We start from the raw sequence: 14,173 nt of genomic DNA, 5'->3' as shown, positions 1-14,173 counted from the left end.
TCAGGAACCGGCGACCAGCGCCTCGGTGGCGTGCAGCGCCGGATCGGCCGGCAGGTCGGGGTCGAGGATCAGCTGCAGCAGCAGGCCGTCCAGCACCGCGGTGAACAGCATCGCGGTGCCCTCGCGGCGGTCGATGGGCCAGTCCGGGCACAGGTGGCCGAGCCGCGCGGCGATCCGGGCCCGGACGGACCGCGACCAGTCCCGCCGCTCGGCGCCCATCCGCGGGTCCCGCAGCGCCCGCACCAGCAGTTCGGCGGCGAGCCGCAGGTTGCGCTCGCCGTCGACCATGCCCGGGACGAGATCGCGCAGCGTGCGCAGCGCGGCCGGGGTGTCGGGCGCGGCGAGCAGCGCGTCCACCACCGGATCGATGATCAGCTCGCTGGCGCGCTGCGCGACCGCGAGGTGCAGCCCCGGCAGCCCGTTGAAGTAGTGGTGCAGCAGGCCCGGACGGGTGCGGGCGCGGTCCGTGACGGCCCGCGCCGTGACCGCGGGCCAGCCGCCCTCGGCGAGCAGGTCGAGGCCGATCCGTACGAGCTGGTCCCTGCGCGCCCGCCCGCGAGGAGTCGACGCGCGATGGTCCTCGTGGGTCATGCCGCCCAAGCTATCCCAACCCTTGCACCGTGCAAAGATCATGGTAGGGCCGGGTTCGGGCATCATTCCCCCGCGTCCGGGTAAGGGCGCGGCGGCCGTTCGCAACGGCCCCCGCGCCCTCCGGGAAGACCCGGACGTGAGCCCCCTCGTGCAGGGCCGCCCTACGACGCGCGTTCGCGCTCCGCGCGCAGCTGCAGCGCCACGTCGATGATCATGTCTTCCTGGCCGCCCACGTAGCCGGCCTCGCCGACCTTCTGCAGGATCTCGTGCGCCGGGACCTCGTAGCGCTCCGCCGCCCGCTCGGCGTGCAGCAGGAAGCTGGAGTACACGCCCGCGTACCCCTGCGTGATCGCGCCGCGGTCCGCGAACGGCAGCCGGTGCAGGAACGGCTTCACCACCTCGTCGGCGGCGGCCATCACGCCCTGCACGTCCACGCCCGTCGGGACGCCGAGCCGCTCGAACGTCGGGACCAGGACCTCGGTCGGGGAGTTGCCCGCCCCCGCGCCGAGCGCGCACAGCGCCCCGTCGATCTGCAGGGCGCCGTTCTGCTGCGCCAGCACGGAGTTCGCGACGCCCAGCGACAGGTTCTGGTGGCCGTGGAACCCGACCTGCGCCTCGTGCCCGATCTCCTTGACGACCGCGCTGATCCGCTCCTGCGCGTCGCCGAGGACGAGCGCGCCCGCCGAGTCGACGACGTAGACGCACTGCGCGCCGCCGTCCACCATGATCCGGGCCTGCTTCGCCAGGACGTCCGGCTCGACCCGGTGCGCCATCATCAGGAACCCGACGGTCTCCATGCCGAGGTCCCGGGCGGCGGCGAAGTGCTGCAGCGACACGTCCGCCTCGGTGCAGTGCGTCGCGATCCGCGCCACGGCGGCGCCCGCGTCATGCGCCAGCTTCAGATCCTCGACCGTGCCGACGCCCGGCAGCATCAGCACCGCGATCTTCGCCCGGGTCGCCTCGTCCACGGCGGCGGCGACGAGCTTGACGTCGTCCTCCAGCGAGAAGCCGTAGTTGAAGGACGAGCCGCCGAGGCCGTCGCCGTGCGTGACCTCGATGACCTCCACCCCGGCCGCGTCCAGCGCGTGCACGACACCGCGGACCTGCTCCTCGGTGAAGCGGTGCGCCATCGCGTGGCTGCCGTCGCGCAGCGTCGAGTCGGTGATCCGGATCTTCTCAGCGGTCTTCTCGGTCATGAGGTGGCCTTCCTGCGCGCGATCTGCTCGCCGACCCGGGCGGCTGCCGCGGTCATGATGTCGAGGTTGCCGGCCCACGGCGGCAGGTAGTCGCCGTTGCCGCGGACCTCAAGGAACACCGCGACGCGGGCCATCCCGTTCCAGATGTCGCGGGGCCCGTCGAACTGCGGCTCGGCCCGCAGCGTGTAGCCGGGGACGTACACGGCGACCTCGGCCACCATCTTCTCGACCGACTCCTGGATCGCCCCCGTGTCGGCGTCCGGCGGGATCGCGCAGAACACCGTGTCCCGCATGATCATCGGCGGGTCGACCGGGTTCAGGATGATGATCGCCTTGCCCCGCCCGGCACCGCCGACCTTCTCGATCGCGCGGGCCGTGGTCTGGGTGAACTCGTCGATGTTCGCGCGGGTGCCGGGGCCGGCGGAGCGGGACGCGATCGACGCGACGATCTCCGCGTACGGCACCGGGACGACGGACGACACCGCGTGCACGATCGGGATCGTCGCCTGCCCCCCGCACGTGATCATGTTGAGGTTCGGGGCGTCCGACAGCGTGTCCAGGTTCACCGGCGGGCACACGAGCGGGCCCGTCGCGGCCGGCGTCAGGTCGATCGCGGTGATCCCGGCCTCTTCGTAGCGGGGGGCGTTGGCGAGATGCGCCTTCGCCGACGTCGACTCGAACACGAGGTCGGGCAGCGTCGGCTGCTTCAGCAGCCAGTCGACGCCCTCCGCCGACGCCTCGACGCCCATCTTGCGGGCGCGCTCCAGCCCGTCCGACCCGGGGATCACCCCGACCACCGAGTGGACGTCGATCAGCTCGCTGCGCATCAGCTTGACCAGCAGGTCCGTGCCGATGTTGCCGGGGCCGACGATCGCGGCGCTCAGCCTGCGCCCGGCTCCCGGCGAGGGGACGGTCTCCCGCGCCCCCCGGTCCGCTTCGCTCATGTCAGCTCCTCCTTTCCGAACCGGGCGGTCACCGAACCGATCCCGGCGAACGTCGCCGTCAGGGTCTCCCCGGGCGCGACCGGCACGGCCGCGGTGATCGAACCGGGCAGCACCACGTGCCCCGCCTCCAGCGTCACGCCGCGCTCGCCGAGCACGTTGGCCAGCCAGACCAGCGCGTTGATCGGCGAGCCCAGCACCGCGCCGCCCGCGCCGGTGTCGATCAGGTCGCCGTCGCGGCGCAGCAGGCAGCCCATCAGCGACAGGTCCTGGTCGTCCAGCCGGACCGGGCGGGTACCGAGCACGACGCCGCCGCTGGAGGCGTTGTCGGCGATCGTGTCCGGCAGCGTGATCTTCCAGTCCGCGATGCGCGAGTCGATGACCTCCAGCGCCGGCAGCACGTACTCGACGGCCGCGACGGCGTCGGCGGCGGTCGCGCCCGGCCCGGCCAGCGGCCGGCCGAGCACGAACGCGATCTCCGGCTCGATCCGCGGTTGCAGGAACCGGCCGGTGTCGATCGGGGCGCTGTCCTGCAGGAACATCGTGTCCAGCAGGACACCGAAGTCCGGCTGGTTCACCCCCATCTGGCGCTGCATCGCGGCCGAGGTCAGCCCGACCTTGTGGCCCTTGATCCGCGCGCCGGCGGCGGTCCACGCCTCGACCTGGGCGAGCTGGACCGCGTAGGCGTCGGCCACCGACATGTCCGGATGGTCCTTCGTCAGCGGCGAGATGGGAGTGCCGGTCGCGTACGCGTCGAGCAGCGCCGCCGCGGCCTTCTCCACGGAACCCGGATCCATTGGGCCGTCCTTTCGTTGTCTGCCGTGGCCGAGCCTCTCCCGCCGCGGCCACGGCGGGCAACGCGCGCGTCCCGCGTGGTGGGACACTTCTTCCATGCCGTCCGACGACAGCTTCCTGCGCCGCGCCGTCGCGGTGCTCACCGCGTTCCGGGCCGACGACGACGGCCTCGGCGCCGCCGAACTGGCCCGCCGCAGCGGCCTGCCGAAGTCGACCGCCCACCGCATCGCCCTGGAGCTCGCCGAGGCCGGCCTCCTGGAGCGGGACGGGCCGCGGGTGCGGCTCGGGCTGAAGCTGTTCGAGATCGGGCAGCGGGTGCCGCGCCAGCGGGTGCTGCGGGACGCGGCCGTCCCGTACATGTCGGACCTGCGGGAGGCGACCCGGCAGACCGTCCATCTCGCGGTGCTGGAGGGCGCCGAGGTCGTCTACGTGGAGATCCTCGGCTCCTCCGGCGGGCCCCGGCTGCCGTCCAAGGTCGGCGGCCGGCTGCCCGCGCACGTGACCGGGGTGGGCAAGGCGATCCTGGCGTTCTCCCCGCCGGAGGCGGTGCAGGCCGTCCTGGAGTCCGGCCTGGTCAAGGCCAGTGAGCGCAGCGTCACCGCGCCGGGGCTGCTCGCGCGGGAACTGGAGAAGATCCACCGCGAGGGCGTGGCCTACGACCGGGAGGAGTCCGGTGCCGGGATCGTGTGCGCGGCGAGCCCCGTCCTCGGCCCGGACGGCCTGGCGCTCGGCGCGCTGTCGGTGTCGGGATGGGCGACGAAGATGCGGCTGGCCGCGGTGGCCCCGGCCGTGCACACCGCCGCGCTCACCCTCTCCCGCATCCTCCAGGGCGCGCGCTGACGCGGTCAGCCGTCCGGGAGGTGGCGGGCCAGGAGCTGGGCCAGGTGCTCGCCGTCGCGGTGCGCCAGGTCGCTCAGCTGGGTGCGGCAGCTGAACCCGTCGGCCAGGACGACCTCGTCCTCCCCGGTCCCGCGGACGGCCGGGAGCAGCCGGGTCTCGGCGACCGCGACCGACACCTCGTGGTGCCCCTTCTCGACACCGAAGTTCCCGGCGAGCCCGCAGCAGCCGCCGAGCCCGCCGACCCGCGCGCCCGCCTTCTCCAGCAGGGCGGCGTCCTTCGTCCAGCCCATGACGGCGTGGTGGTGGCAGTGCGGCTGCGCGATCCCGGACACACCGGACAGGTCGGGTGGCGTCCAGTCGCCGGTCTCGGCGAGCAGCTCGGCAAGGGTGCGGGTCGCGGCGGCCACCTCCCGCGCGGCGGCGGCGTCCACGCCCCGCAGCAGCTCCTCCGCGTCCGACCGCAGCACCCCCGTGCAGGACGGCTCCATGCCGACGACCTTCGCGCCGCGGCGCACATGGGGGAGCAGCGCGCGGACGGTCCGCCCGGCCTGCGCGCGCGCCCCGTCCAGCTGGCCGGTCGAGATCCACGTGATCCCGCAGCACACCGGACGTCCGGTCACCGTCACCCGGTAACCGGCGTGCTCCAGCACCTTCACGGTCGCCTTGCCGACCTCCGGCGAGAACGCGTCGGTGAAGGTGTCCACGAACAGGACGACGTCGCCGTTGCGTCCCTCCGGGCTGCGGTGGGAGGCGAACCAGCGCCGGAACGTCTCGGGCGCGAGCGGCGGAAGCGTCCGCCGCCGGTCGATCCCCGCGCCCCAGGCGACCAGCGGTTTCAGGGCACGCGACCGGGTCGCCGCGGTCATGACCCGGAGCATCGCGGGCGCCTTCGCCGCGAGCCGCGTCCAGCGCGGCAGCCACCCCAGCGCGTAGTGGGAGCGGGGCCGGATCCTCCCGCGGTACCGCCGGTGCAGCGCCTCGGCCTTGTAGGACGCCATGTCGACGCCGGTCGGGCAGTCGGACGCGCACCCCTTGCACGCAAGGCACAGGTCGAGGACGTCGTGCAGCGCCTCGGACCGCCAGCCGTCCGGCCCGAGGCCCCCGCTGACGACCTCCTGAAGGACCCGCGCACGCCCGCGCGTGGAGTCCTTCTCCTCCCGGGTGGCGAGGTAGGAGGGGCACATGACACCGCCCGCCGCCGTGCTGTCGGCGCGGCATTTGCCCACCCCGGTACACCGGTGCACGGCTCGCGCCAGATCGCCGCGATCGTCCCGGTAGGCGAGACCGAGCCCCCGCCTCATCGGGATGAGCCGCACCGCCCGCAGATCGGCGTCCACGGGCGCCGGGCGGACGATCACCCCCCGGTTCAGCACGTCATCGGGATCGAAGACGTCCTTGACGGCCGAGCACAACGCCAGCGCCTCGGCCGAGTACATGTGCGGCAGCAGCTCACTGCGCGCCCGCCCGTCTCCGTGCTCGCCCGACATGGTGCCGCCGTGCCGGGCGGCCAGCGCCGCCGCCTCGTTCAGGAAGTCCCGGAAGAGCCGCGCGCCCTCCGCCCGCCCGAGCGGGAAGTCGATCCGCACATGGATGCAGCCGTCCCCGAAATGCCCGTACGGGACGCCGAAGAACCGGTACTCGCCGAGCAGCGCCTCGAACTCCCGCAGATAGGCGCCGAGCCGCTCGGGCGGGACGGCCGCGTCCTCCCACCCCGCGTGGGCCTGCTCACCGCCGGGCGTGCGCGCGACCAGCCCGGACCCGTCCTCGCGGATCCGCCACAGCGCCTCGGCCAGCGCCATGTCCTCGACCGTCATCGCCTCGACGCACCCGGACTCGCCGGCGACCCTGCGCGCCGTGGCCCGCAGCGCCCCGAGCTCCGGTCCGGCCAGCTCCACCAGCAGCCACCCGGACCCGTCCGGCAGCGGCGGCACCGCGCCGGCGCCCCGCCGCTCCCGCACGACCCCGGTGATCCGCGAGTCCAGCCCCTCGCACGCCACGGGCCCGTGCGGCAGGATCGCCGGGACGGCGTCGGCGGCCTCCGCCATCGACCCGTACCCCAGCACGACCAGCACCCGGTACGCGGGCTCCCGCACCATCCGCACCCGCGCCGCCAGGGTCAGCGCGAGCGTCCCCTCGCTGCCCACCAGGGCCCGGGCGACATCGAACCCCTTCTCCGGCAGCAGATGTTCGAGCGAGTAACCCGACACCTGCCGCCCGAACCTCCCGAACTCCGTCCGGATGAGCGCCAGGTTCCCCTCCACCAGCCCCCGGAGCCGGTCGAGAAGCCCGCTCCGTGCGGGCCCCCCGGGCACGTCCCCGAGCCCGAGCCGCTCCCCGGACCCGGTCACCACGTCGAGGCCCAGCACGTTGTCGCTCGTCCGCCCGTAGCCGAGGGCCCGCGACCCGCACGCGTTGTTGCCGATCATCCCGCCGAGCGTGGCCCGCGTCCGGGTGGACGGATCGGGCCCGAACCGCAGCCCGTGCCGCGCCGCCACCTGATGCAGCCGCGCCTGCACGATGCCCGGCTCGACCAGCGCCGTCCCCCTGTCCGGATCGATCTCCAGCACCCGGTTCAGATACCGGCCGGCGTCCACCACGACCCCCGGCCCGACCGCGTTCCCCGCGATCGAGGTCCCGGCGCCGCGCATCGTCAGCGGGACCCCGAGATCCCGGCAGACCCCCAGCACCACCGGCAGTTCGCCGACCTCCCGGGGGGTCACCACGACCGCCGGAGGCACCCGGTAGAGCGAGGCGTCGGACGAGTACATGGCCCGCGCGAGCGCCGACGCGTCGACCCCGCTCACCCCGGCCTCCCGCAGCGCCTCCGCAATCTCGCGACGATCGCCCACCGCCCCGCCCTCCAAACCGGCCGTGACCCGCGTGAACTCCTCCCCATGGACGGTAGTACCGCCGCCGGCCGGGCGCTCGGCAGCGGGGGTCTTTGGGGGGTGGTTGTCGGGACGAAGGTCCCTTTATGGGGGGTGGCGGGGTCCGGGAGGGTGTGTAGCGGCGACGGGGAACACGATCATGGTTACCGCCGTCGGGGCTGGGGAATGCCCAACGGAATTGCGCTGGGAGCGATCGGAAATGGTACGGCACATGCCTAAGACACAGCAGGAACCCGAACCCGGGCCCACGGGAGCCGAGCGGGCAGGGACCGGGCGGCCCATGCTCATGCTGGTGATGGCCACCCTCGGATTCGCGATGAACTTCTGGGCGTGGGCGTTGCTGAGCCCGCTCGGGCCCCGCTTCAAGGACTCGCTGGCGCTGACAACGTTCGAGCAGTCCCTGCTGGTGGCGGTGCCCGTGGTGGTCGGGTCGGTCGGGCGGATCCCGGTGGGTGCGCTGACCGACCGGTTCGGCGGCCGGGTGATGTTCCCGGTGGTGTCGTTGCTCACGATCGTGCCCGTCCTCTATCTGGGACTGGCCGGGCATTCGTCGCTGACGGCGCTGCTCGTGGGAGGCTTCTTCCTCGGCATCGCGGGGACGGCGTTCGCGGTCGGGGTGCCGTTCGTGAACGGATGGTTCCCGCCGGAGCGGCGCGGGCTCGCGATCGGGATCTTCGGCGCGGGGATGGGCGGAACCGCCATCAGCGCGCTGACCACCGTCAAGGCGGCCGACAAGTTCGGGATGGAGTTCCCGTTCGTGCTGACGGCGATCCTGCTGGCGCTGTACGCGGTGGCCGCGTGGTTCGTGCTGCGGGAGGCGCCGGGACACACCGCGCCGACCGAGCCGCTCACCAAGCGGCTGGCGGCGACGGTCCGGCTGGGCGTCACGTGGGAGATGGCGGCTCTGTATGCAGTGGCCTTCGGTGGTTATGTAGCGTTCTCGGTGTATCTACCCACGTATCTGAAGACGGAGTACGGACTGTCACAGACGGACGCGGCGAACCGGATGGCGGGATTCGTTCTGCTGGCCGTGGTGATGCGCCCCATTGGCGGCTGGCTGTCCGACCGGATCGGCGCGGCCCAGGTGATGCTCGTCTCGCTGGCGGTGACGCTGGTGGGGGCGGCGGTGCAGGCGTCCGCGCCTCCGCTGATGCCGCTCGGCACGATCGCGTTCCTGGCGATGGCGGCGGCGCTCGGCGCCGGCAGCGGTGCTACGTTCGCGCTGGTGGCGATGCTCGCCCCGGCGAACAAGGTCGGCGCGGTCACCGGCGTGGTCGGTGCGGCGGGCGGCCTCGGCGGGTTCGTCCCGCCGCTGGTGATGGGGTCCATCTACGGCAGCTACGGCTCCTACACCATCGGGCTGGTGCTGCTCGCGGTCGTGGCCGGGTCGGCCGCGATCTTCACCGCGACGGTTGTGCGGCGGGCCGTGGCGACCCGCCGGGCCGCCTGAGACACGCCGACGGCGTGGAAAGAAGGGATCCGAGTTGAGTTCGACCGACGGCCGCCCGGGATTGGACGGCCCGCTAGAAGACGCGCTGGTGAGCACGCGCAAGTACTTCACCCGCGCGCGCGTCTCGCCCGACCTGCGGACAATGACCAAGACGGGCGGCCGGGAGGCGGACGCCTTCTACCGGGACCGCTGGTCGCACGACAAGGTGGTGAGGTCCACCCACGGGGTGAACTGCACCGGGTCGTGCTCCTGGAAGGTGTACGTCAAGAACGGCATCATCACCTGGGAGGCGCAGCAGACCGACTACCCGTCGGTCGGGCCCGACCGTCCCGAGTACGAACCGCGCGGCTGCCCCCGGGGCGCCTCGTTCTCCTGGTACACCTACTCGCCGACGCGCGTCCGGTACCCCTACGTCCGCGGCGTCCTGCTGGAGATGTACCGGGAGGCCAAGGCCCGGACGGGCGACCCGGTGGAGGCGTGGCGCGAGATCGTCTCCGACCCGGAGAAGGCCCGCACGTACAAGGACGCGCGCGGACGCGGCGGCCTCGTCCGGGCCACGTGGGACGAGGCGACCGAGATGATCGCCGCCGCGCACGTCCACACCATCAAGGAGTACGGCCCGGACCGGGTCGCCGGGTTCTCCCCGATCCCGGCGATGTCGATGGTGTCGCACGCGTCGGGCGCCCGGTTCGTGTCCCTGCTCGGCGGGACGATGCTGTCGTTCTACGACTGGTACGCCGACCTCCCGGTGGCGTCCCCGCAGGTGTTCGGCGACCAGACCGACGTCCCCGAGTCGGGCGACTGGTGGGACGCCGGCTACCTCATCATGTGGGGCTCCAATGTGCCGGTGACCCGCACGCCCGACGCGCACTGGATGACCGAGGCCCGCTACCGGGGCCAGAAGGTCGTCGCGGTGTCCCCCGACTACGCCGACAACGTCAAGTTCGCCGACGAGTGGCTCGCCGCCCAGCCGGGCACCGACGGCGCCCTGGCGATGGCCATGGGGCACGTCGTCCTCAAGGAGTTCTTCGTCGACCGGCAGGTCCCGTACTTCACCGACTATGTGAAGCGCTACAGCGACCTGCCGTTCCTGGTGCGGCTTGAGGAACGCGACGGCACCTACGTCCCGGGCAAGTTCCTCACCGCCGCCGACCTGCCGGGCGCCGAGGCGCAGTCCGAGCACGCCGCGTTCAAGACCGTGATCCTGGACGCGACGACCGGCCACCCCCTCGTCCCGAACGGGTCGCTGGGGTTCCGGTACGGCGAGTCCGGCAAGGGCCGCTGGAACCTGGACCTGGGCGACGCCGACCCGCTGCTGTCGGTGGCGGGCGGCGAGGCGGTCGAGATCGAGCTGGCCCGGTTCGACACCCTCGGCGGCGCGCCGGGAACGCTCCGGCGGGGCGTGCCGGTCCGCGAGGTCGGCGGCCACCTGGTCACGACCGTGTACGACCTGATGCTCGCCCAGTACGGGGTCGGCCGGGAGGGGCTGCCCGGTTCCTGGCCGACCGGGTACGACGACGCGTCCGAGCCCGGCACCCCGGCGTGGCAGGAGACCTTCACCGGCGTCCCGGCGCAGGCCGCCGAGCGCATCGGACGCGAGTACGCCGCGAACGCCGAGGAGACCCGCGGCCGCTCGATGATCATCATGGGGGCGGGCACCAACCACTGGTTCCACTCCGACACCATCTACCGGACGTTCCTCGCGCTGACCACGCTGACCGGCGGGCAGGGCGTGAACGGCGGCGGCTGGGCGCACTACGTCGGGCAGGAGAAGTGCCGCCCGGTGACGGGGTGGGCGCAGCTGGCGTTCGGGCTGGACTGGGCCCGTCCGCCCCGGCAGATGATCGGCACCGCCTTCTGGTACCTGCACACCGACCAGTTCCGCTACGACCAGTTCGACGCCGGCACCCTGTCGGCGGCGACCGGTGGCGGGCAGCTCGCCGGGCGCTCCACCGCCGACGTGATCGCGCAGGCGGCCCGGCTCGGCTGGATGCCGTCCTATCCGACGTTCAACCGCAACCCGCTGGTCCTCGCCGACGAGGCGGAGGCCGCCGGGAAGCAGGCCGGCGAGTACATCGTGGACGAGCTGAAGGCCGACCGGCTGAAGTTCGCCTGCCAGGACCCCGACGCACCGGAGAACTTCCCCCGCGTCCTGACGGTCTGGCGGGCCAACCTGCTCGGCTCGTCCGCGAAGGGCAACGAGTACTTCCTCAGGCACCTGCTCGGCGCCGCCGACGCCGTCCGGGCGGAGGAGACGCCGCCGCACGCCCGGCCGCAGGAGGTGGTGTGGCGGGACGAGGCCCCGGCCGGCAAGCTCGACCTGCTGCTGTCGCTGGACTTCCGGATGACCAGCACCACCGTCTACTCCGACATCGTGCTGCCGGCGGCGACCTGGTACGAGAAGTACGACCTGAACACGACCGACATGCACCCGTTCGTGCACTCGTTCAACCCGGCGATCAGCCCGCCGTGGCAGACCCGCAGCGACTGGCGGGCCTTCCAGGACATCTCGGCCGCGTTCAGCCGGCTCGCCGAGGGGCACCTCGGCGTCCGCAAGGACGTCGTCGCCGTGCCGCTGATGCACGACACCCCGGACGAGATGGCCACCCCGCACGGACGCGTCCTCGACTGGGCGAAGGGCGAGTGCGAGCCCGTCCCCGGCGTGACGATGCCGAAGCTCGTCACGGTCGAACGCGACTACTCGGCGATCGCGGCGAAGATGATGGCGCTCGGCCCGCTCGCCGAGCGGCTCGGCGCGACCACCAAGGGCGTCACCTTCGAACTCGAACGGGAGGTCGAGTACCTGCGGCACAAGAACGGCGTGGTGCGGGGCGGCCCGGCGGACGGCCGCCCGTCGCTGCGGCGGGACGTGCACGCCTGCGAGATGATCCTCGCGTTCTCCGGCACGACCAACGGGCATCTGGCCACCCAGGGCTTCCACACCATGGAGCGGCGCACCGGCACGAAGCTCGCGGACCTGGCCGCCGAGCACGAGGGCAAGCAGATCACGTTCGCCGACACCCAGGCCCGTCCCGTGCCGGTCATCACCTCCCCGGAGTGGTCGGGGTCGGAGAGCGGCGGGCGCCGCTACTCGCCGTTCACGATCAACGTCGAGCGCCTCAAGCCCTGGCACACCCTCACCGGGCGGCAGCACTTCTACCTCGACCACGACTGGATGGCGGAGCTGGGCGAGCAGATGCCGACGTTCCGGCCCCCGCTCAACATGTCCGCCCTGTTCGGCGAACCCGAACTCGGCGAGACCGGTGAGCTGGGGCTGACCCTCCGGTACCTCACCCCGCACAACAAGTGGTCGATCCACTCCGAGTACCAGGACAACCTGTTCATGCTGTCGCTGTCGCGCGGCGGCCCGGTGATCTGGATGAGCGGCGTGGACGCGGCCAAGATCGGCGTCCGCGACAACGACTGGATCGAGGCGGTCAACCGCAACGGCGTCGTCGTCGCCCGCGCGATCGTCACGCACCGGATGCCCGAGGGCACCGTGTACATGTACCACGCGCAGGACAGGCTGATCGACGTCCCGCGCGCGGAGACGTCCGGCCGCCGCGGCGGCATCCACAACTCCCTGACCCGGCTGCTGATCAAGCCGAGCCATCTCGTCGGCGGGTACGCGCAGCTGTCGTTCGCGTTCAACTACCTCGGACCGACCGGCAACCAGCGCGACGAGGTCACCGTGATCCGCCGCCGCTCCCAGGAGGTGCAGTACTAATGCGCGTGATGGCGCAGATGTCGATGGTGATGAACCTCGACAAGTGCATCGGCTGCCACACCTGCTCGGTCACCTGCAAGCAGGCGTGGACGAACCGCAGCGGCACCGAGTACGTGTGGTTCAACAACGTCGAGACGCGGCCCGGCCAGGGCTACCCCCGGCAGTATGAGGACCAGGAGCGCTGGCGCGGCGGCTGGACGCTGAACCGGCGCGGCCGGCTCGTGCTCAAGGGCGGCGGCCGGTTCCGCAAGCTGATGACGATCTTCTCCAACCCGAAGCTTCCGGGGATCGACGACTACTACGAGCCCTGGACGTACGACTACGAGACCCTCACCAACGCGCCGCTGCAGGAGCACACGCCGGTCGCCCGGCCGAAGTCGCTGCTGTCGGGCAAGGACATGAAGGTCTCCTGGTCGGCGAACTGGGACGACAACCTCGGCGGGTCGGTGGAGCACGGCGACAAGGACGTCCTGCTCAAGGAGATCTCCGACAAGGTGAAGATGGAGTTCGACAAGACCTTCATGTTCTACCTGCCGCGGATCTGCGAGCACTGCCTCAACCCGGCCTGCGCGGCGTCCTGCCCCTCCGGCGCGATCTACAAGCGCACCGAGGACGGCATCGTGCTCGTCGACCAGGACAAGTGCCGCGGCTGGCGGATGTGCGTGTCCGGCTGCCCGTACAAGAAGATGTACTTCAACCACCGGACCGGCAAGGCCGAGAAGTGCACGTTCTGCTTCCCGCGCATCGAGGTCGGCATCCCGACGGTGTGCTCGGAGACGTGCGTGGGACGGCTCCGCTACATCGGCCTGATGCTCTACGACGCCGACAAGGTGCTGGAGGCCGCGGCCACCCCCAACGACAAGGATCTCTACGAGGCGCAGCGCAACGTCTTCCTCGACCCGCACGACCCGGAGGTCATCGCGGCGGCGCAGCGGGAGGGCATCCCGCAGGACTGGATCGAGGCGGCGCAGCGGTCCCCGATCTACGCGCTCATCAACACCTACAAGGTGGCGCTGCCGCTGCACCCGGAGTACCGGACGATGCCGATGGTCTGGTACATCCCGCCGCTGTCGCCGGTCGTGGACGTCGTCCGCGACACCGGGTACGACGCCGAGGACAGGGGCAACCTGTTCGCGGCGATCGAGGCGCTGCGCATCCCGGTCGAGTACCTCGCGGAGCTGTTCACCGCCGGGGACGCGGCGATCGTGGACGGGGTCCTGCGCCGGCTGGCCGCGATGCGGTCCTACATGCGCGACATCAACCTCGGCCGCGACCCCGACGAAACGATCCCCGCGGGCGTCGGGATGACCGGCGAGACGATGTACGACATGTACCGGCTGCTGGCGCTCGCCAAGTACGACGAGCGGTACGTGATCCCGACCGCGCACGCCGAGCAGGCGCACAGCCTGGAGGAGCTGGCCACCGAGTGCAGCCTGAACTACGAGGGCGGCCCCGGGATGGGCGGCGCCGGGACGGGCGGCGGCTCCGGCCCGTTCGGTGAGGCGTCCGGACGCCCGAACCCGATCGCGGTGGAGAACTTCCACATGCTGCGGGATCGGCAGACGGCGGACAACCCGGTCGACCCGGCCGACAAGCACAAGCGCGTCAACCTGCTCAACTGGGACGGCAAGGGCGCTCCCGCCGGGCTGTTCCCCGAGCGCAAGGACGGCGAATCGGGCGCCGGGCCGGACGGCACCAACCCGCCCGCCCCCTCGGGCGCCGCCGAAACGGAGCCGAAACCGTGA

The 14,173-nt window shown here is 72.3% G+C and carries 9 protein-coding genes; 4 read left to right on the top strand and 5 right to left on the bottom strand.

What is annotated here, in order from left to right:
• The 4 genes from ACQP1N_RS19695 to ACQP1N_RS19680 all read right to left on the bottom strand — a co-directional run bounded on the left by ACQP1N_RS19695 (position 1) and on the right by ACQP1N_RS19680 (position 3,525).
• Entirely contained in the window at positions 1–591 is a 591-nt protein-coding gene (locus ACQP1N_RS19695) for a TetR/AcrR family transcriptional regulator (RefSeq protein ID WP_067793630.1), read from the bottom strand.
• A gap of 161 nt (positions 592–752) precedes the next feature.
• Positions 753–1,787 (bottom strand): 4-hydroxy-2-oxovalerate aldolase, encoded by a 1,035-nt coding sequence (dmpG, locus tag ACQP1N_RS19690; protein ID WP_067793605.1) that lies wholly within the window; start codon positions 1,785–1,787, stop codon positions 753–755.
• The gene (locus ACQP1N_RS19685) at positions 1,784–2,731 is read right to left on the bottom strand and encodes an acetaldehyde dehydrogenase (acetylating) (protein WP_084262423.1); all 948 of its coding nucleotides are present in this window, start codon (positions 2,729–2,731) and stop codon (positions 1,784–1,786) included. The genes dmpG and ACQP1N_RS19685 overlap by 4 nt, the downstream gene beginning before the upstream one ends.
• Positions 2,728–3,525 carry a 2-keto-4-pentenoate hydratase gene (locus tag ACQP1N_RS19680; protein ID WP_067793606.1) on the bottom strand — a complete coding sequence of 266 codons (798 nt, stop codon included), beginning with the start codon at positions 3,523–3,525 and terminating at the stop codon, positions 2,728–2,730. Before ACQP1N_RS19680 ends, ACQP1N_RS19685 begins: the two co-directional genes overlap by 4 nt.
• A gap of 94 nt (positions 3,526–3,619) precedes the next feature.
• Here ACQP1N_RS19680 and ACQP1N_RS19675 point away from each other — a divergent pair, with 94 nt between their 5' ends.
• The gene (locus tag ACQP1N_RS19675) at positions 3,620–4,363 is read left to right on the top strand and encodes an IclR family transcriptional regulator (RefSeq protein ID WP_433225801.1); all 744 of its coding nucleotides are present in this window, start codon (positions 3,620–3,622) and stop codon (positions 4,361–4,363) included.
• Positions 4,364–4,368: 5 nt separating this feature from the next.
• On the opposite strand, the gene ACQP1N_RS19670 is transcribed toward ACQP1N_RS19675, so the two are convergent.
• Positions 4,369–7,131, bottom strand: coding sequence for an FAD-binding and (Fe-S)-binding domain-containing protein (locus tag ACQP1N_RS19670; RefSeq protein WP_433232769.1), 2,763 nt, complete (start codon positions 7,129–7,131; stop codon positions 4,369–4,371).
• A 400-nt stretch (positions 7,132–7,531) separates the two neighbouring features.
• On the opposite strand from ACQP1N_RS19670, the gene ACQP1N_RS19665 reads away from it, so the two are divergent.
• The 3 genes from ACQP1N_RS19665 (at position 7,532) to narH (ending at position 14,173) form a co-directional block, all read left to right on the top strand.
• The gene (locus ACQP1N_RS19665; RefSeq protein WP_433225799.1) at positions 7,532–8,701 is read left to right on the top strand and encodes an MFS transporter; all 1,170 of its coding nucleotides are present in this window, start codon (positions 7,532–7,534) and stop codon (positions 8,699–8,701) included.
• An 88-nt stretch (positions 8,702–8,789) separates the two neighbouring features.
• Entirely contained in the window at positions 8,790–12,428 is a 3,639-nt protein-coding gene (locus tag ACQP1N_RS19660; protein ID WP_433225797.1) for a nitrate reductase subunit alpha, read from the top strand.
• Positions 12,428–14,173 (top strand): nitrate reductase subunit beta, encoded by a 1,746-nt coding sequence (narH, locus tag ACQP1N_RS19655; RefSeq protein WP_067793611.1) that lies wholly within the window; start codon positions 12,428–12,430, stop codon positions 14,171–14,173. Before ACQP1N_RS19660 ends, narH begins: the two co-directional genes overlap by 1 nt.

The sequence above is a fragment of the Actinomadura formosensis genome (assembly GCF_050948385.1).
Taxonomy (GTDB): Bacteria; Actinomycetota; Actinomycetes; order Streptosporangiales; family Streptosporangiaceae; genus Spirillospora; species Spirillospora formosensis.
The sequence above is the reverse complement of the archived record's forward strand: the minus strand, read 5'-3'. Positions and strand labels throughout refer to the sequence as shown.